The following is a 16,612-nucleotide window of genomic DNA, read 5'->3' as shown; positions in this document are numbered from 1 at the left end:
CTATGCGGTCTCCATCTCCGCGACGATTCGCGCGACGATGTCCGCGGCCGGCGCGGCGGTCACCGAACGCCACCCGGTACCGGCCCACAGGTTGGGCACGTCCGCCCGGCCGGCAGCCGTCGCCGCGGTGCGGATCGGGCCCGTGATCGCGTTGACGTCGGGGTAGCCGGCCGGTGCGGACGCCGTGAACTGCGCGGCGAACTCGTTCTCGAGTCCCCGAGCCGGCCGTCCCGAGAACGCGCGCGTCACCACGGTGCGCCGGTAGCGGCGGTCCAGCAGCGCGGCGCGGTGCACCGCCGAGGTACCGGCCTCGTCGGAGCACAGGAACGCGGTGCCCATCTGCGCAGCAACGGCGCCGAGTCCGAGCGCGGCCACCACGCCGGATCCGTCCATGATTCCGCCGGCCGCGATCAGGGGCACATCGACCGAGAGCCCGACGGCGAGCAGCAGGGACGGCAGCGACATCGCGTCACCGCCTCGAGGAGACGACGTGTCGTCGATGAAGACGCCCCGGTGTCCGCCGGCCTCGCTGCCCTGGACGACGAGCATGTCGGCCCCGTCCTCGACAGCCTCACGGGCCTCGTCGACGGAGGTGACCGTCCCGATCATCAGGGCGCCGATCTCGTGCACGCGGGCGGTGAGCTCGGCGCCGGGTCGACCGAACGTGACCGACACGGCCGCCGGGCGGTGGGCGAGCACCACGTCGATCACCGCGTCGATGTCGTCGGGGCCGGGTGTCGCCGGGCCGGGTTCGACACCGAACTCGGCGGCGATCGGGGCCAGCGCGGCGCGGTACGACTCCATCTCGTCGGCGACGGCGATGTGCTCGGACGGGAGGAAGAGATTGACGCCGTACGGCGACGACGTGAGGGACTCGATCTCGGAGAGCCGGCCGTCGAGTGCTTCCGGACTCAGCAGCGCTCCGGCCAGGAATCCCAGGCCACCGGCATCGCTCACAGCGGCGGTCAGGGCGGGCGTGGACGGGCCTCCGGCCATCGGCGCGCACACGACGGGAAGCCTGGCAGGGAACACGGCGGTCATGCGGCCGATCGTACGTCGATCGGAAGGTCCGTCGACCTACCACGAATACCCGATGTTTCACCGGTTTCGGGCCGACCAAACCGACTACACGTACACTTCACTGGTCGCCAGCAGGGACACGTACACGCCGCGTCGGGGGTCGCATCGAGTTCGAAGGGATTCTCCACGCATGTCGCACCCGACCCGTCCGCCGGTCACGCAGCGCGTTCGCGCATCCCGCGATCGTGCTCGCTCGGGTCGACACAGCGGATCCCGGCGCATCCGCAACGCGCAGCGCAGACCCCTCACCCACCGACCCCGGGACAGCGCACTCGACGTCGTCCGTCGATGGCTGACCACGCCGCACGATTTCGACTGGATCTTCGTCCACCACTCGACCCGGTCCATCCACGGCATCATCCGGCTGGTCTTCGCCGGCGCGGTGCTGCTGAACGCGACCGTGTCCATGCTGATGCTCGCCTCGCCCAACGGCCCCTCCGGCACGCCGGCGATCGTCTACGTCTTCCTCGTGCTGGCACTGCAGATCGCCGCCATGATCTGGGTGCTCACCGGACCGACGCCGGACACGAAGGCGCAGTTCCTCGGCTTCCTGATCTTCGGCGACGTCGGCATCGCGTCGGTGATCCTGCTGGACACCCCTACCTCGGCGCTGATCGGCACCTTCCTGTTCGCGATCAACGGCGCTCTCTGCACGTTCTTCCTCAGCCCACGAGTGCTGCTCGCCCACCTCGCGTTCACCAATGCCGTCATCGTCCTCATCGGCGCACTGGCGTACGTCCAGAACCTGTGGGGACCGTGGGACGCGATCGCCGCGGTACTGGTGGCCAGCGGCGCGAGTAGTGGGGTGCCGGTCTTCGCGTCCATCGCGTGGTCGCTCGTCTCGACGGACGCGAAGGCCTCGGACCTCGATTCGCTGACCGGCGTCAGGAACCGCCGTGGTCTGCAGAACTCGGTCGAGGATCTGTGGGAGACGGCACTGGCGACGACCTCGCCCGTGGTGGTCGTGATGATCGACATCGATCGGTTCAAGAGCGTCAACGACCGCTTCGGACACGATCAGGGCGATACCGTGATCATCCTGGTCGCGACCCGACTCGCCGAGCTCTTCGACGGCCACGGGGTGCTCGCGCGTACCGGCGGCGAGGAGTTCGTGGCGGTCCTCACCGATGTGGACGGCGACGTCGAATCGGTGGTCGCTCGCGTCACCGAGACGGTCCACGACCGGCGGGACACCATTCCCGTGACCGCCAGCGTCGGCGTCGCCGTGTTGACTCCCGACTCGTCGTTGTGGAGTTCCGGACCCGGGGCGATCGACCGCGCGACACGAGGTGCGGACTCGATGATGTACCGAGCCAAGGCCGCCGGCGGGCATCGGCTGCTCTCGACCTTCCTGTGACACCCGCCCTGCATCGGACCCAGACGAGGAAACCCACCCCGTGATCGACATCTTCCACGCACTCGTGGTCATGAACTCACTGTTCGCCGCGTCGGCGTGGTGCCTTGCCCGGCCGAACGCCTGGTCGATCACCGCGGTGGTACTCGCGTCGATCGGCTGGTTGCTCTTCAACGCCCCACTCGAGGGACGCGTGCTGGTGGTGTTCTCACGCCAGCACGGATTCACCGAGTCGGACGTGCTGTCCATCGTGGGCATGATCATCGGGGCGATCGGCGTCGTGCGCGCGAGGCGACGAGCCGACCGCCCCGAGATCAGGCGTCGAGACTGATCAGACGCTGATGCCGAAGTCGCGAGCGATGCCGGCGAGTCCGGAGGCGTAGCCCTGGCCGACGGCGCGGAACTTCCACTCCGCACCGTTGCGGTAGAGCTCGCCGAAGACCATGGCGGTCTCGGTCGAGGCGTCCTCGGTGAGGTCGTAGCGGGCGAGCTCGGTGCCGTTCGACTTGTCGATCACGCGGATGTAGGCGCCGCGGACCTGGCCGAACGACTGCGAGCGCGCGTCGGCCTCGTAGATCGAGACGGGGAACGTGACGATGTCGACCGTGGACGGGACCGCTGCGAGATCGACGTCGATGACCTCGTCGTCGCCGTCGCCCTCACCGGTCTTGTTGTCACCCGTGTGCTGGATCGAGCCGTCCGGAGTCTTCAGGTTGTTGAAGAAGACGAAGTACTCGTTGCCGGGGGCCTTCTTGTCCGGGCCGAGCGCGATGGCGCTGGCGTCGAGATCGAAATCCGTTCCGGTCGTCGTGCGCAGATCCCATCCGAGTCCGACGGACACCGCGGTCAGATTCGGTGCGGCCTTCGTGAGAGACACGTTGCCACCCTTGGTCAGGCTGACGCCCATGTGAGAGATCCCTTCTCGTTTCGCCCGATTCATCCGTATTCGGATCGGTGCTGCCCGGCCAACGAACCCCACGTCGTTCCGGTTCCCGGCCCTCCGTGACGGGCCGCCGCGCAGCAAAGGGCGCGCGGCGGCATCGGACGCTGCATAGTTGTCTGTCACAGCCTGTGTCCTGCGGAACACGGGCTCGTCCCGTCAACCACGGTCTCGGCAGGAGGCGCTCGATCATGGCCACACAGGCGACCCCGGCGTCACCCGCCGCGGGCACTGCATCACCGTCCCCGTCGGGCCTGTCCGACGCGTCCCGCGTCGCCCGCGCCGATCGCCGGTCGCGGCACAAGGGGCGACTGCGGCAGGTGCCACACCACGTCGGCCTCGTGCTCGGCGTGTACGCGACGCTGGTGATCCTGTGGAGCCTGTCGCCCGCGCTCCGAGCTCTCGTCCACGTCCCCCGCGAGTGGCTCGACTCGTACGTCATCGACGCCCCCGACACGAGCCTGTCCTACGGCTTCGTCGTCGCGCTGGTCGCCGCGGCACTGTCGACGCGTAAACGCGTCGCGTGGTGGATCGCCCTCCTCTACACGGCCGGGTCCGCGGCGGTGAACGTATCGACCCTGGTGGACGACCCCGGCAGTGTCGGGTCCTGGATCGGCCTGATCCTGCAGGTCGCGGTCCTCGCACTGCTGCTCGCCGCCCGCACCGAGTTCGACACCAAGGTCCGACGCGGTGCCGGATGGAAGGCGCTCGGCGTCCTCGTCACCGGTCTGATCGTCGGCATCCTCGCCGGCTGGGCATTGCTCGAGGCGTTCCCGGGCTCGCTACCGCGGAACGAGACCTTCCTGTGGTCACTCAACCGAGTGGCCGGCCTGGCACTGGTGGACAACGAGCAGTTCAGCGGCCGACCACACGGCTTCCTCAATTTTCTTCTGGGACTGTTCGCCTTCGTCGCCCTCGCCGCCGCGGTGGTGACACTGTTCCGATCGCAGCGTGCGAGCAACGCTCTCACCGGCACGGACGAGTCGGCGCTGCGCGGACTCATCGCCCGCTCCGGCCACGACGACTCGTTGGCCTACTTCGCCACCCGCCGCGACAAGGCGGTGGTGTTCGCCCCGAACGGCAAGGCCGCCATCACCTATCGCGTCGAGGTCGGCGTGTGCCTCGCCAGCGGCGACCCCATCGGCCTCGAGGAGTCCTGGCCCCACGCGATCGAGGCGTGGCTCGAGATGTCGTCGCAGTACGGGTGGGCCCCGGCGGTGATGGGCGCGAGCGAGACCGGTGCCGCCGCGTTCCGGCGGGCGGGACTCGCCGTGCTCGAACTCGGCGACGAGGCGATCCTGCAGACCCGCTCGTTCAGCCTGAACGGACCCGACATGCGCCCGGTGCGCCAGGCGGTCAATCGGGCGCGCGGCAAGGGCGTGACGGTGCGCATCCGACGGCATCGCGACATCCCCGAGGACGAGTGGCCGGGCATCGTCGAGCGTGCCGATCGCTGGCGTGACACCGAGACCGAACGTGGATTCTCCATGGCACTCGGGCGCCTCGGCGACCCTCTCGACGGCGACTGCCTGCTCGTCGAGGCCGTGCTCGATGCGGACGACCGCGTCGTGGGCACCCTCTCCCTCGTGCCCTGGGGCGCGAGCGGAGCGTCGCTCGACCTCATGCGCCGTGATCCCGCCTCACCCAACGGCACCGTCGAGCTCATGGTCTCCGAGCTCGCGTCCCGCTCGGAGACGGTGGGCATCACCAAGGTGTCCCTGAACTTCGCCGTCTTCCGCTCCGTGTTCGAGGAGGGCGGGCGTATCGGTGCGGGACCCGTTCTGCGCCTGTGGCGTTCGACGCTCGTGTTCTTCTCGCGATGGTGGCAGCTCGAGGCGCTGTACCGATCGAACCTCAAGTACCAGCCCGAGTGGGTACCGCGGTACCTGTGCTTCGAGGACAACCGCGACCTGCCGAAGGTGGGTACCGCATCGGCCATCGCGGAGGGGTTCCTCACGCTGCCGGGCCTCGGTGCACGTACCCACACCGGCACCCGACAGGCTGTTCCCGCCGCACTGCTGGCCGACGGCACGCTGCACGCCGACGGGAGTCAGCCCGACGACACACCCGTCGACACGCTGCCCGGCCGGCGACGGCCGGAACAGGTCCGGGTGCGGATGTCCAAGCTGGACAGGCTCTCCGCGGACGGCGTCGACGCCTACCCCGTCGCGCACCCGCCCACCCACACCGTCGACGCCGCGGCGAACGCCCCGGAGGGCACCACCGTGCGCGTGTCCGGTCGCCTGCTGCGCATCCGCGACTACGGCGGCGTCGTCTTCGGCCTCGTGCGCGACTGGAGCGGGGATCTGCAGATCCTGCTCGACAGCGAGCGTATCGATCGAGATCGGTTGCGACGCTTCACCTCCGACTTCGACCTGGGCGACCTGATCTCCTGCACGGGAGTGGTCGGTCGCAGTCGCACCGGAGCGCTCGCGCTGCTGGTGAACGACTGGCGCATGAACGCGAAATCGTTGCATCCGCTGCCCGACAAGTTCCGTGGGCTCACCGATCCCGAGGCGCGGGTGCGCCAGCGCTACGTCGACATGGAGATCAATCCGCAGGCGCGCGCCCTCATGCGTGCCCGCAGCGCGGTGGTGAAGTCGCTGCGCGACACGTTGGGCGACCGCGGGTACATGGAGGTGGAAACGCCGATCCTGCAACAGATTCACGGCGGCGCGAACGCGGCGCCCTTCCTCACGCACATCAACGCCTACAACCTCGATCTCTACCTCCGCATCGCGCCGGAGCTGTACCTCAAGCGCCTGTGCGTCGGCGGCATGGAGCGGGTCTTCGAGATCGGTCGCGTGTTCCGCAACGAGGGCGCCGACTTCAAGCACAATCCGGAGTTCACGATCCTCGAGGCCTACGAGGCGCACAGCGACTACGAGCGCGCGATGGTGTTGTGCCGGGAGCTGATCCAGCGCGCCGCTGTGGCCGCGCACGGCCGCGAGGTGATCTACCGGCCGGCCGAGGACGGCACCATGACGGAGATCGACATCTCCGGCGAGTGGCCGGTGAAGACCATGCACGGCGCCGTCGCGGAGAAGATCGGTGCCGACGTCCGGCCCGATACACCGCTCTCGGAGCTGCAGCGGCTGTGCGATCTGCACGACGTCCCCTATCAGTCGACCTGGGACGAGGGCGCCGTGGCGCAGGAGATGTACGAGCACCTCGTCGAGGACTTCACCGAGTTCCCGACGTTCTACACCAATTTCCCCACGTCGATGTCGCCGTTGACCCGGCCCCACCGCAGCATCGCCGGCGTCGCCGAGAAGTGGGATCTGGTGGCCTGGGGCGTCGAGTTGGGCACCGCGTACAGCGAGTTGACCGATCCGGTGGACCAACGCGCTCGTCTCACCGCGCAGTCGATGCTCGCGGCAGGCGGCGACCCCGAGGCGATGGAACTCGACGAGGACTTTCTCCAGGCGCTCGAACACGGCATGCCCCCGACCGGAGGCCTCGGTATGGGTGTCGACCGGGTGGTCATGCTCATCACGGGCGGGTCGATCCGCGAGACCCTCGCGTTCCCGTTGGCCAAGCCGCGGAGCTGAATGTTTCACATGAAACCGAACGGCGAGGTGATCGTCGACGTGCTGGGGACCGCCGTGCACGTGGTGGTCTCCCGCCCCGACACGGCGGCGACGCCCGCTCCGGTCGTCGTGCTGTGCGGGGGGCTCGCCTCGACGTGGCACGACTGGATCGACGTGTCCGCGCTGCTCGTTGCTGCGGGCCACACGACGGTGGCCATCGATCGACCCGGCTTCGGCGACAGCGAACCGCTGCCTCCGGACCGGGTGCCGACGGTGCACGACGAGGCCGACCGCATCCTCGCCGTCCTGGACGCCCTCGCGATGACGGACCCCATGGTCCTGGTGGGGCACTCGATGGCCGGCTTCTACGTCGAAGGTTTCGCGCGGTCGTATCCCGCGCGCACGGCCGGGCTCCTGCTGCTCGACTCGAGCGTCGAGAAATCGCCGTCGGCCCTGGTGCCGCCGCGCATTCGCATTCCGGTGACCCGCGTGATCGCCCGCGCCGTCTCGGCCGCCGGTCTGCAACGGGTGCTCGCCGATCCGGTGCGCCACGTCCTGACGCAGGCCATTCCCCCGGACGGCTACGCGCCCGACCGGGTCGACGATCTTCGCCGCATCTACCGCGATCCCTCCTATCTGGAAGCCGCCGCGATCGAGTACGCGGTGTACGCCGACATGGCCCTCGAGTTGAACCGCCTGCGCCGCGCGACGCCTGTTCCGTCCGTCCCGGTCATCGTGGCCGCCGCGCACACGGGACGACGGACCCCGTGGGGAGCGCGGTGGTTGCGGCGCCAGCAGCGTCTGGCCCGCAACCTCGGCGGCCGCTTCGCCGTGGTGTCCCCGTCGCACCACCACGCCATGATCGACCAGCCCCGCCGGGTCGCGGCGCTGGTGAGAACTGTCTCCACCGGCTGATCGCCGCGCGAGCGCACACTGGAGAGATGAACCCTCTGCGCACGGTCCAGACCCGAGTGGGCGAGACCATCTTCGCGCGGGTCGCGGGTGACGAGGGCTCCGCTCGACGCGACCGGATCCACCTGGCCGAGGGTCCGCGGCGCTACGGTCCCGACTCGGCGATCCAGCGCGTCCACGCCGACGCGTCCATGTTCGTCGGGGGGATGCGCGCCCTGCTCCTGCAGTCGTTGCACCCGCTGGCGATGGCTGCCGTGGACGAGCACTCCGGCTACCGCGGCGACCCGTGGGGCCGTCTGCAGCGCACCAGCACGTTCCTCGCCGAGACCACGTTCGGCACCATCGAGGACGCGGAGCGCGCCGTGCGAATCGTGCGCGCCGTGCACAAGCGCATCACGGGAGTCGCGCCGGACGGGCGGCCGTACGCCGCGTCGGATCCGCACCTGCTGCGGTGGGTCCACGTCGCGGAGATCGACAGCTTCCTGCGCGCGCACGATCGTTACGGTGCCCGACCTCTCGATGCCGGCGGCCGCGACGCCTACGTCCGGGAGTCGGCCTGGGTCGCTCGCGGGCTCGGCGCCGAGGACGTGCCCGAGACGGTCGACGAGCTGAACGAGATGCTGGACATGTACCGGCCCGAACTGCGCGGAACTCCCGCAGCACGCCGCACGGCCCGCTTCATCCTGCTCAACCCACCGATTCCGTTGGCAGTACGCCCCGCCTACGGGTTGCTGTCGTCGGTGGCGGTGTCGATGATGCCGCGCTGGACCCGCTTCCCCCTGCGGTTGCCCTATCTTCCGATCACCGAGGCCACCGCCGTGCGCGCGAGCGGCATCGCCGTCACCACCGCCATCCGGTGGGCTCTGGGTGCGGGCCCGACGGTGCAGGATGGGCGCGAAGCGGGCTGAGGAGGGCGGCGGGCCTCCCGGGCATCGGATCACAGGTGCGGCCGTGCCGGAGTCGGGGGCCGATCTGTCACGCTCCACGATGATCGTGCACGGTCGCCCGGCCGGTGAGGATCAGGACAACCGCTTTCGCCGGCAAGATCAAGGTGTCGCCGTCTCCGATGCGGAAGTCGATGTCGGACGCCTGAAGTGCACACCCGTCGAGGTCGGCGCCGAAATAGGCCATCCGATTCCTGGACTCGATCGTGCGAAGCACCACCTCCAGTTGCGGCGTCGTGGCGGTCGCGGGCAGTCCCAGTCCCTCCGTCAGATCGAGTCCGTGAACGACGTCGTGGCACAACGAATCGACGAGGTCACCTCCCGGTGGACTCCACTCGGTGGTGATGTTGTCTCGGAGCGCGGCAATCAGTTCGACTCGGCCCATCGTCGCGGCGTCACGGCGGGCAAGACGGTCGGCCGCGCGGTCGAAGCTGCCGCGTTCTCGAATCATCGTCACCAACAACTTGGGCAAGCTCACCCGAAAAGACATCGACAGATGCGCCGCCAGGTCGGCAACGGTCCAACCCTCGCACAGAGTCGGTTGTTGCCACTCGGTGTTCGACAGTCCTTCGAGTACCGCGACCGTTGCCTGCCTCTGCGTCGCGGTCAGTGCCGCGACGCGCTCTCTGTCCAACTCGTTCGACATGCGACTCCACATCCTCCGTCGTGTTCGAGACCTGCCACTGGACAGGCCTGCCACTGGACAGACATGGCGGCGGATCGAAAGTCATCGAAGCGCGGGGCTTCCGGACCACACGCGGTCCGGGCGATCTTCCGCCCGTGACCGGTGGCATCATGCGGTAGTGACGCGTGACGTATCTGCCCACCTCGACGTGACCGTCGTCGACCCCACCAACCTCGAGTTCCAGATCGCGGTCGCGCAGCTACCGGGGACGACGGTCACCGAATCGTTGTCGTTCCGGCTCGACGGCGAGGAGATCACACCCACGGAGATCCGCGCGGAGACCGGTGGGCGCATCCACCGTTTCGATTGTGGGCGTGGACAACTCGTCGTCGACTACCGCGCCCGCGTGGAAGGCGAGGCGGATCCCGCCCCGGTGGTCGAGCGAGACCTGTCCGTCTACCTGCGGCCGAGCCGGTACAGCGAATCGGACAAGTTCCTGGGCTTCGCCGCGACCGAGTTCGGGCGCTACACCTCGGATGCCGACGTGCTCGAGCGCGTGTCCGCCTGGGTCGGCCGCCGTCTCCATTACGTACCCGGCAGCAGCGACCCCATCGACGGCGCCACCGACACGCTCCTCGCGGGCAGCGGAGTCTGCCGCGACTACACGCATCTCGTCGTCGCACTGCTGCGCGCCATGACCGTGCCGGCCCGACTCGTCGCGGTCTACGCACCCGGCTGCGACCCGATGGACTTCCACGCCGTCGCGGAGGCCTACGTCGACGGTGTCTGGCGTGTGGTCGACGCGACGCGGCTGGCCCCGAGGCAGAGCCTGGTGCGGATCGCGACCGGGCGGGACGCGTCCGACACCGCGTTCCTCGACAACCACGACGGCTACATCGTTCTGGACCGCATGCAGGTCATGGCCACGGTGGACGGGATGCTCCCGTACGACGACGTGCACGAACTCGTGTCCATGCGCTGATCATGATCACCTTCCGGCGGGTCACCGAGAACGACTTTCCGCTGCTCGCGCGCTGGTTGTCGCACCCCCACGTGGCGCGGTGGTGGAACCACGAGGTCACCGCCGAGGCCGTCGCCCGCGACTTCGGGGCGTCCGCCCGCGGCGAGGAACCGTCCGAGGATTCGCTCGCCCTCGACGACGGAACCCCCGTCGGCCTGCTCCAGCGCGCCCGATGGCACGACTACCCGGAGTACGTCGACGAGCTGGCACCGTTCTGGCCCGCGCCCGCGGAGGCCGTCACCATCGACTACCTCATCGGCGAGGGGCGCCTCGTCGGGAACGGCCTCGGCACCCGCGTGCTGATCGAGTTCACGGCCGACACGTGGCGGCGATACCCGGCCGCCACCTGCGTCGTCGTTCCGGTGGCCGCCGGCAACGTGGCGTCGTGGCGCGCGCTCGAGAAGGCCGGGTACCGACGTGTCGCCGAGGCCCACCTCACCCCGGACAATCCGATCGACCCCACCGACCACGTGGTGATGGCGATCGACCGCCCGGCTCGATGACGAGGGCCTAGTCTCCTCGGTCATGAAGCATCCCGTGCGATTCCGCGACGACGATCCGTTGTTGGCCAGGGTGCGGGAGCGAGCCCTACGCCTGCCGGGCGCCACCGAGAAGGTCTCCCACGGCCGCCCGAACTTCCGCACCTCGAAGGTCTTCGCGATCTACGGCGCCACGGTGAAAGGGGATCATCACTCCACCCGCTGGGATCGGTCGCTGCAGATCCTTCCCGACGCCGACGAGCGAGCGGCGCTGCTGGACGACGAGCGATTCTTCGAGCCCGCGTACACCGCGGCGAGCGGCTGGGTGGGACTCGACCTGACGATCGGGACCCCCGACTGGTCCGAGGTCGACGAACTGCTCGACATGTCGTTCCGGCGGACTGCGCCCGCCCGGCTGGTGGCGAAACTCGGAACGCTCTCATGACCGCGAGACAGTGGCCGTGAGACAGTGGCCGCTGTGCAACTGCTGCTGATCCGCCATGCTCTGCCGCTGAGTTCCGACGCGGGTGCCGATCCGACACTCGCACCGCTGGGACTCGAGCAGGCCGCGCGCGTGCCCGACGGGCTGCGCGCCCATCGCCTCGCGCGCATCGTCAGCAGTCCACAACTGCGCGCCCGGCAGACCGCGGAACCACTCGCGGCGGACACCGGACTCCCGGTGGACGTGCTCGACGGTCTGGCGGAGTACGACCGCGACTTCCCGGGTTACCTCCCCATCGAGGAGGCCCGCGAGAAGTTTCCCGCCGAGTTCGAGCGCATCAAGGCCGGGCATCTGCCGAGCGCGGTGGACGCCGACGCCTTCCGCCGACGGGTGTTCGACGACATCGCCTCGGTGGTGCGGGACGCGGAGCCTGAGGACACGGTCGCCGCCGTCGCCCACGGCGGGGTGATCAACGTCTACCTGCAGGATCTACTCGGCACCGCAATGCCCCTGACCTTTCCGATCGACTACGTCTCGGTCACGCGAATACTGTTCTCGCGCAGCGGCAGACGTACGGTAGCGTCGGTGAACGAGACGCAGCACGTGTGGGATCTGCTCCCCCGTAACCGCGCACGATCCTCACCGACTTCTTAATCGCGCAGGTCACCGGGTATTACGGGCGCGATCGGCACTCGGCACGGTCCGTCGAGCGCGTCGGCACCGGTTAGCCTGAGCAGTATCATGACTTCTCCCTCAGCACACGGTGCCCCGCGTTCGGGTCTCGTCGCCACGTTGTCGCGGCCCGTGATCGTCGTTCTCGTGATCGCACTCCCCCTGCTCCTGGCCGGCCTCTATGCGTCGTTCAGCGGGAACGACGTCGTTCCCCTGGCCTCGCAGAGCAGTTCCGAGACCACCACCTCGGCGGACGGTTCCGAGGGCACGGACGGGGGCACCACCGCTGCGGGAGACCCGTTGGCGAAGACGCGCTCGGCCCTCACCCAGACGCAGCTGCCCCTGAGCCTCCTCAGCGGTGGACTGACTCAGTTGACCGACGCGGCGCCGCAGCTCACCGACGGGGTCACCCAGCTCTCCGACGGCCTCGGACAGGCGCGCACCGGGTCCCAGCAGCTCGCGGACGGCAACTCCCAGCTGGCCGGCGGACTCGTGCAGCTGCAGGGCGGCGTGGGCCAGCTCGGTGACGGCGCCGTGCAGATCAGCGGCGGCGTGAACCAGCTGACGACACCTCTCCTGGCGCTGGGCGAGAAGCAGGCCAAGGTCACCTCGTCCATCGCGGACGTCGCGAACCGGATCGAGGTGCTGAACAACCCGATCACCACCGATGCGGCGCGGCAGCTGCGTGAGCTCATCGACACGCTGAACGCGCAGGGCATCGGCCCCGACACCGTCTCCCAGATCAACCAGCTGCGCGACGGCGCCGCCCTGCTCGCGTTCCAGCTCGACGATCCGTCCAGCGAGTTCGTCACCGGTGTGAACACCGCCGTCGACGGCAGTGCGCTGCTCTCCACGGGCGCCGGCCAGCTGAACGACGGCATCATCCAGCTCGACGACGGTGGCAAGCAGCTGAAGGCGGGCACCGACCAGATCGCGACCGGCATCGAGCCGATCGGCGGCGTCGTCAGCAGCCTGCAGACCAACGTCAAGACCGCGCAGACCTCGCTGCCCGCAGCGAACGCGGTGGCAGCGACCACGACCACCGACGAGAACGGTCAGACGCAGACCACCCTCGTCGTGCAGGGAAGCACCCCGTCGAACTACTACCTGATCGCGGCACTGGTGGCCGTGGCTGCGGCCGCCGCCGTGAGTCTGATGCGCCTGCTGACGCGTCGGGACCGCCTGGCGCGGATCGCGCCCGTCCTCGGGGCCCTCGCGGTCACCGCAGCTGCGGGCATCGCCTACTGGTTCGTCGGCGACGGCCTCAGCGTCGGCTCGCTCCTCGGCGGCATCGTCTTCCTGTTCCTGGGTTCCGCGGCGTTCCTCGCCGCGGCGGGCGCCGTGCAGATGGCGTTCGGCCGTGCCGTCGGCCAGTCGATCAACCTGGTGCTGCTGCTCGTCCAGCTGGTCCTGGCAGGCGGCGCCCTGGTGGGGTCGCCCGACAGCTCCGTCTTCGGCAAGGCCGCGGCCTTCACGCCCGTCGGGTGGCTCGCCGCCGGACTCGAGCGCATCGCGGCGGACGCCATGGACTCGACGGGCTGGCTCGCCGTCCTCGTGATGGTCGCCCTGCTCGCGGTGTCCGGTCTCGTCTACTCGCTCGTCGCCCGGTCCGACCCGGAGGACGACCGCGCGGCCTACCGGGACGAACCGCGCCTCGCCTGACTCAGGCGGGCGTCAACGGGTGGATCGCCAGGGCGCCCAGCTTGGCGCCGTGGCGACCCATGACGTCGGCCATGTGCGGTGACGCCATGTGCCCGTCGAGGGCCGCCTGGTCCCGCCACACCTCGACGGTGACGATGGTGTCGGGCGCCGCGTTCGAGGTGTAGACGTCGTACTCCAGGCAGCCGTCCTCCTCGCGCGTGAGAACGGCGAACTGCCGCATCGCCTCCAGCACCTCATCGAAGCCGTCCGTCACCGGAATGGTGGCCACCACGTGCAGATCACTCATCGTCGTTCTCGTCTCGCTCGTTCGTCATCGGTCCACCCGAACGTACGGCGAGGAGCGGCGGCGGGCGTCGGTTATCGCCCGACTGCCCGCTGGCGACTCAGCCCTGGAACCCCTCGTCGTTCTCGAAGGCCGTGACGACGGCCGCCAGATCGTCGGCGCCGTGCCCCGCGACGCTCGCGTCCACGTACGCACTGCGCACGGCCTGCAGCAGGCGGGAGGTGCGCGGATCCACCGCATCGATCATGAGGTCGACGTCCTTGACCACGCCGTCGATCCCGAACGACGGGGTGAAGTCGCGCTCGATCATCGAGCGGCCCTTCATCTGTGTGTACGGCGCGTTGATCGGACCACCGTCGAGCGCCTCGAGGACGAGCGAGGGCTCCAGGCCCAGTTCCGACGCCATCGCGAGGGACTGCGCCGTGGCCGCCGTGAGCGTGGACACCATCGCGTTGCACGCCAGTTTGAGCGCACTCGCCCGGCCGGGTTCCGTCCCCGCGTTCACGATCTTCACCGTCATCGACTCGAGCACCGGGCGCACCGACTCGAGCCCCCCGGCGGGTCCGGAGGCCAGCGCCGTGAGCTTTCCCGACTCCGCCGGCTCCTTGGTCCCCAGCATCGGGCAGTCGAGAAAGGCGACCCCGTGGTGCTGCGCCAGATCGGCCAGCCGTCGGGCGCCGGCCGGACCGACGGTCGCGGACTGGACCCACACGGCGCCGTCCTTCACCGCTGACAGGAAGGTGGTGGCCGTGTCCGCGGTGGCCGACTCGTCGTAGAGCATCGTGACGATCACGTCGGCGTCGGCGACGCAGGCCGCCGGATCGTCCGCGACGGTCGCCCCCTGGTCCTTCAGCGGCGCCGCGCGATCGGCGTTGCGGTTCCACACCGTCACCTCGTGGTCGCCGCGGAGCAGAGACCCCGCCATGCCCGCGCCCATCGTTCCGGTTCCCAGTACTGCCACCCGCATGTTCGTTCCCTCTCACCGGCTGGAGCGGATTCTTTTCCGACCCGCTCCGTGTGTTGCAATGCAGGGTGTTCCCCTCACGGAGCACCACCACACGCACTCTCGAACGGATCACGCATGACCAGCACCGACACGCCCGCCACCGAACGGGCGGGGCGTCGCGAGTGGTGGGGTCTCGCCGTCCTCGTCGTCCCCATCGTCCTCGTCTCGATGGACATGTCGGTCCTGTACCTCGCCCTGCCCTCGCTGACCGAGGACCTCCAGCCGAGCAGCTCGCAGCAGCTGTGGATCCTCGACATCTACAGCTTCATGCTCGCCGGCCTACTGGTCACGATGGGCTCCCTCGGCGACCGCATCGGCACCCGTCGGCTGCTCATGATCGGGTCGCTCGTCTTCGGCATCGCGTCCGTCGCCGCCGCCTTCTCGCACACCCCGGAGGCCCTCATCGCCTCGCGGGTTCTTCTCGGGATCGGCGGCGCCACCCTCGCGCCGTCGACACTGTCGTTACTCCGCAAGCTCTTCGTCGACCCCGTGCAGCGCGGTGTCGCCATCGGGATCTGGACGGCCGGATTCGCCGGCGGTGGCTCGTTCGGCCCGGTCATCGCGGGCGCGCTGCTCGAGTACTTCTGGTGGGGCTCGGTGTTCCTCATCAACATCCCGATCATGGTGGTCCTGCTGATCGCCGCGCCGGTGATGCTGCCCGAGGCGAGGAACCCGAACCCCGGCCGCTTCGACCTGCCCGCCGTCGGCGCCTCGATCGTCGCGATGCTCGGTATCGTCTACGCGCTCAAGCACGCCGCGCAGAACGGCCTCGACTGGCAGGTGGCCGCCGCGCTCGCGGTGGGGCTCCTGGTCGGCTGGTGGTTCGTGCGACGTCAACGCGCGAGCACGCACCCGGTCATCGAGTTCGACCTGTTCCGCACCCCGGCCTTCTCCGTCGCGGTGATCGTCATCCTCGTGTCGGTCTTCATCATCACGGGCTTCAATCTGATGCTGTCGCAGTATCTTCAGCTCGTCATGGGGCTCGGCACCCTCGAGGCGGGACTGTGGTCGCTGATCCCGGCGATCGCGACGGCCACCGCCTCACTGACGGCCCCCCTGATCATGAAACGCCGCCCGCCGGCCGTCATCCTCGTCGGCGCCATCTCCGTCATGTTCGTCGGTGCCGTCGTGATCGGTGCGGTGGCCCTCCCCTCGGACGTCGGGTCGGGCGCCACGCTCGCGATCCTGCTGTGCGGAATGGTGATCGCTGCGTTCGGTGTGGGTACCGGCACGACGTTCGGCTCGGATCGGGTGCTCGCCACCGCGGCACCGGAGAAGGCGGGCGCGGCCGGTGCCGTGTCGGAGACGGGTGCGGAACTCGGTGGGGCACTGGGCATCGCCGTGCTCGGCTCCATCAGCGTGGCCACGTACCGCCTGGTGCTGGGGCCCGCCGACACGTCCGGAGACGGCACGCTCGCCGGCACCCTGGCCGAAGCCGGCCGGATGTCACCCGACGTCGGGCCCGACCTCGCGTCCCGCGCCCGCGAGGCGTACGTGGACGGCATCGTCGCCGCGTCCGGGGCCACGCTCGTCACGCTGCTGATCGCCGGCAGCGCGGCCGCCGTCCTGTTCCGTCGAGCGCGCTGACGCACCGACTCCCGACACAGAACACCCTCTGCAGCAGGCTGCAGGGGGTGTTCTGTTCGTACCGGGGGTGTGGGC

16 protein-coding genes are annotated in these 16,612 nt (G+C 69.4%); 11 read left to right on the top strand and 5 right to left on the bottom strand.

Features of this window, described 5'->3' with window-relative positions; genetic code table 11:
* On the bottom strand, positions 1-1,041 hold the full coding sequence (locus JOE30_RS03930; RefSeq protein WP_204869470.1) for a nitronate monooxygenase family protein: 1,041 nt from the start codon (positions 1,039-1,041) through the stop codon (positions 1-3).
* A gap of 169 nt (positions 1,042-1,210) precedes the next feature.
* On the opposite strand from JOE30_RS03930, the gene JOE30_RS03925 reads away from it, so the two are divergent.
* Positions 1,211-2,437: a diguanylate cyclase gene (locus tag JOE30_RS03925; protein ID WP_204869469.1), complete on the top strand. Its 1,227-nt coding sequence runs from the start codon at positions 1,211-1,213 to the stop codon at positions 2,435-2,437.
* Between the two features lie 40 nt (positions 2,438-2,477).
* On the top strand, positions 2,478-2,765 hold the full coding sequence (locus JOE30_RS03920) for a hypothetical protein (RefSeq protein ID WP_307806054.1): 288 nt from the start codon (positions 2,478-2,480) through the stop codon (positions 2,763-2,765).
* Here JOE30_RS03920 and JOE30_RS03915 read toward each other — a convergent pair whose 3' ends face one another.
* Positions 2,766-3,341, bottom strand: coding sequence for a TerD family protein (locus JOE30_RS03915; RefSeq protein WP_027505908.1), 576 nt, complete (start codon positions 3,339-3,341; stop codon positions 2,766-2,768). It abuts the gene before it with no gap.
* Positions 3,342-3,628: 287 nt separating this feature from the next.
* Between JOE30_RS03915 and lysX the strand changes: the two genes are divergently transcribed.
* Genes lysX through JOE30_RS03900 form a run of 3 tightly spaced genes read left to right on the top strand, consistent with a single transcriptional unit; the run spans position 3,629 to position 8,724 of the window.
* Positions 3,629-6,925, top strand: coding sequence for a bifunctional lysylphosphatidylglycerol synthetase/lysine--tRNA ligase LysX (gene lysX, locus JOE30_RS03910; RefSeq protein ID WP_371831740.1), 3,297 nt, complete (start codon positions 3,629-3,631; stop codon positions 6,923-6,925).
* Positions 6,926-6,934: 9 nt separating this feature from the next.
* Positions 6,935-7,819 carry an alpha/beta fold hydrolase gene (locus JOE30_RS03905; RefSeq protein ID WP_239532476.1) on the top strand — a complete coding sequence of 295 codons (885 nt, stop codon included), beginning with the start codon at positions 6,935-6,937 and terminating at the stop codon, positions 7,817-7,819.
* A gap of 26 nt (positions 7,820-7,845) precedes the next feature.
* The gene (locus JOE30_RS03900; protein ID WP_204869466.1) at positions 7,846-8,724 is read left to right on the top strand and encodes an oxygenase MpaB family protein; all 879 of its coding nucleotides are present in this window, start codon (positions 7,846-7,848) and stop codon (positions 8,722-8,724) included.
* 67 nt (positions 8,725-8,791) lie between these two features.
* On the opposite strand, the gene JOE30_RS03895 is transcribed toward JOE30_RS03900, so the two are convergent.
* A complete protein-coding gene (locus JOE30_RS03895; protein ID WP_051613396.1) occupies positions 8,792-9,406 on the bottom strand; it encodes a maleylpyruvate isomerase family mycothiol-dependent enzyme in 615 nt (204 codons plus the stop codon).
* A 157-nt stretch (positions 9,407-9,563) separates the two neighbouring features.
* Between JOE30_RS03895 and JOE30_RS03890 the strand changes: the two genes are divergently transcribed.
* The 5 genes from JOE30_RS03890 to JOE30_RS03870 all read left to right on the top strand — a co-directional run bounded on the left by JOE30_RS03890 (position 9,564) and on the right by JOE30_RS03870 (position 13,661).
* Positions 9,564-10,367: a transglutaminase family protein gene (locus JOE30_RS03890; protein WP_204869465.1), complete on the top strand. Its 804-nt coding sequence runs from the start codon at positions 9,564-9,566 to the stop codon at positions 10,365-10,367.
* A 2-nt stretch (positions 10,368-10,369) separates the two neighbouring features.
* Positions 10,370-10,909: a GNAT family N-acetyltransferase gene (locus tag JOE30_RS03885; protein ID WP_204869464.1), complete on the top strand. Its 540-nt coding sequence runs from the start codon at positions 10,370-10,372 to the stop codon at positions 10,907-10,909.
* A gap of 22 nt (positions 10,910-10,931) precedes the next feature.
* A complete protein-coding gene (locus tag JOE30_RS03880; protein ID WP_204869463.1) occupies positions 10,932-11,330 on the top strand; it encodes an MmcQ/YjbR family DNA-binding protein in 399 nt (132 codons plus the stop codon).
* A gap of 33 nt (positions 11,331-11,363) precedes the next feature.
* Positions 11,364-11,981 carry a histidine phosphatase family protein gene (locus tag JOE30_RS03875; RefSeq protein WP_204869462.1) on the top strand — a complete coding sequence of 206 codons (618 nt, stop codon included), beginning with the start codon at positions 11,364-11,366 and terminating at the stop codon, positions 11,979-11,981.
* 87 nt (positions 11,982-12,068) lie between these two features.
* Positions 12,069-13,661, top strand: a complete 1,593-nt coding sequence (locus tag JOE30_RS03870; protein ID WP_204869461.1) for a phage infection protein — start codon at positions 12,069-12,071, stop codon at positions 13,659-13,661.
* A gap of 1 nt (position 13,662) precedes the next feature.
* Here the strand turns inward: JOE30_RS03870 and JOE30_RS03865 are convergent, their stop codons facing one another.
* Positions 13,663-13,947, bottom strand: coding sequence for a putative quinol monooxygenase (locus JOE30_RS03865; RefSeq protein WP_027505918.1), 285 nt, complete (start codon positions 13,945-13,947; stop codon positions 13,663-13,665).
* 97 nt (positions 13,948-14,044) lie between these two features.
* Positions 14,045-14,911 carry an NAD(P)-dependent oxidoreductase gene (locus JOE30_RS03860; protein WP_027505919.1) on the bottom strand — a complete coding sequence of 289 codons (867 nt, stop codon included), beginning with the start codon at positions 14,909-14,911 and terminating at the stop codon, positions 14,045-14,047.
* A 114-nt stretch (positions 14,912-15,025) separates the two neighbouring features.
* Between JOE30_RS03860 and JOE30_RS03855 the strand changes: the two genes are divergently transcribed.
* On the top strand, positions 15,026-16,537 hold the full coding sequence (locus JOE30_RS03855; RefSeq protein WP_204869460.1) for an MFS transporter: 1,512 nt from the start codon (positions 15,026-15,028) through the stop codon (positions 16,535-16,537).
* The last annotated feature ends 75 nt before the right edge of the window (positions 16,538-16,612 follow it).

Source organism: Rhodococcus sp. PvP016 (genome assembly GCF_017832185.1).
Taxonomy (GTDB): domain Bacteria; phylum Actinomycetota; class Actinomycetes; order Mycobacteriales; family Mycobacteriaceae; genus Rhodococcoides.
Note: the sequence above shows the minus strand (reverse complement) of the source record. Positions and strands in the feature narration are given on the sequence as shown.

Excerpts from the sequence above, each read along its gene's own strand:
- JOE30_RS03870 (WP_204869461.1), top strand. The coding sequence starts at position 12,069 with ATGACTTCTCCCTCAGCACACGGTGCCCCGCGTTCGGGTCTCGTCGCC.
- JOE30_RS03905 (WP_239532476.1), top strand. The coding sequence starts at position 6,935 with ATGAAACCGAACGGCGAGGTGATCGTCGACGTGCTGGGGACCGCCGTG.
- JOE30_RS03915 (WP_027505908.1), bottom strand. The coding sequence starts at position 3,341 with ATGGGCGTCAGCCTGACCAAGGGTGGCAACGTGTCTCTCACGAAGGCC.
- JOE30_RS03880 (WP_204869463.1), top strand. The coding sequence starts at position 10,932 with ATGAAGCATCCCGTGCGATTCCGCGACGACGATCCGTTGTTGGCCAGG.
- JOE30_RS03860 (WP_027505919.1), bottom strand. The coding sequence starts at position 14,911 with ATGCGGGTGGCAGTACTGGGAACCGGAACGATGGGCGCGGGCATGGCG.
- JOE30_RS03855 (WP_204869460.1), top strand. The coding sequence starts at position 15,026 with ATGACCAGCACCGACACGCCCGCCACCGAACGGGCGGGGCGTCGCGAG.
- JOE30_RS03930 (WP_204869470.1), bottom strand. The coding sequence starts at position 1,041 with ATGACCGCCGTGTTCCCTGCCAGGCTTCCCGTCGTGTGCGCGCCGATG.
- JOE30_RS03865 (WP_027505918.1), bottom strand. The coding sequence starts at position 13,947 with ATGAGTGATCTGCACGTGGTGGCCACCATTCCGGTGACGGACGGCTTC.
- JOE30_RS03885 (WP_204869464.1), top strand. The coding sequence starts at position 10,370 with ATGATCACCTTCCGGCGGGTCACCGAGAACGACTTTCCGCTGCTCGCG.
- JOE30_RS03925 (WP_204869469.1), top strand. The coding sequence starts at position 1,211 with ATGTCGCACCCGACCCGTCCGCCGGTCACGCAGCGCGTTCGCGCATCC.
- JOE30_RS03900 (WP_204869466.1), top strand. The coding sequence starts at position 7,846 with ATGAACCCTCTGCGCACGGTCCAGACCCGAGTGGGCGAGACCATCTTC.
- JOE30_RS03895 (WP_051613396.1), bottom strand. The coding sequence starts at position 9,406 with ATGTCGAACGAGTTGGACAGAGAGCGCGTCGCGGCACTGACCGCGACG.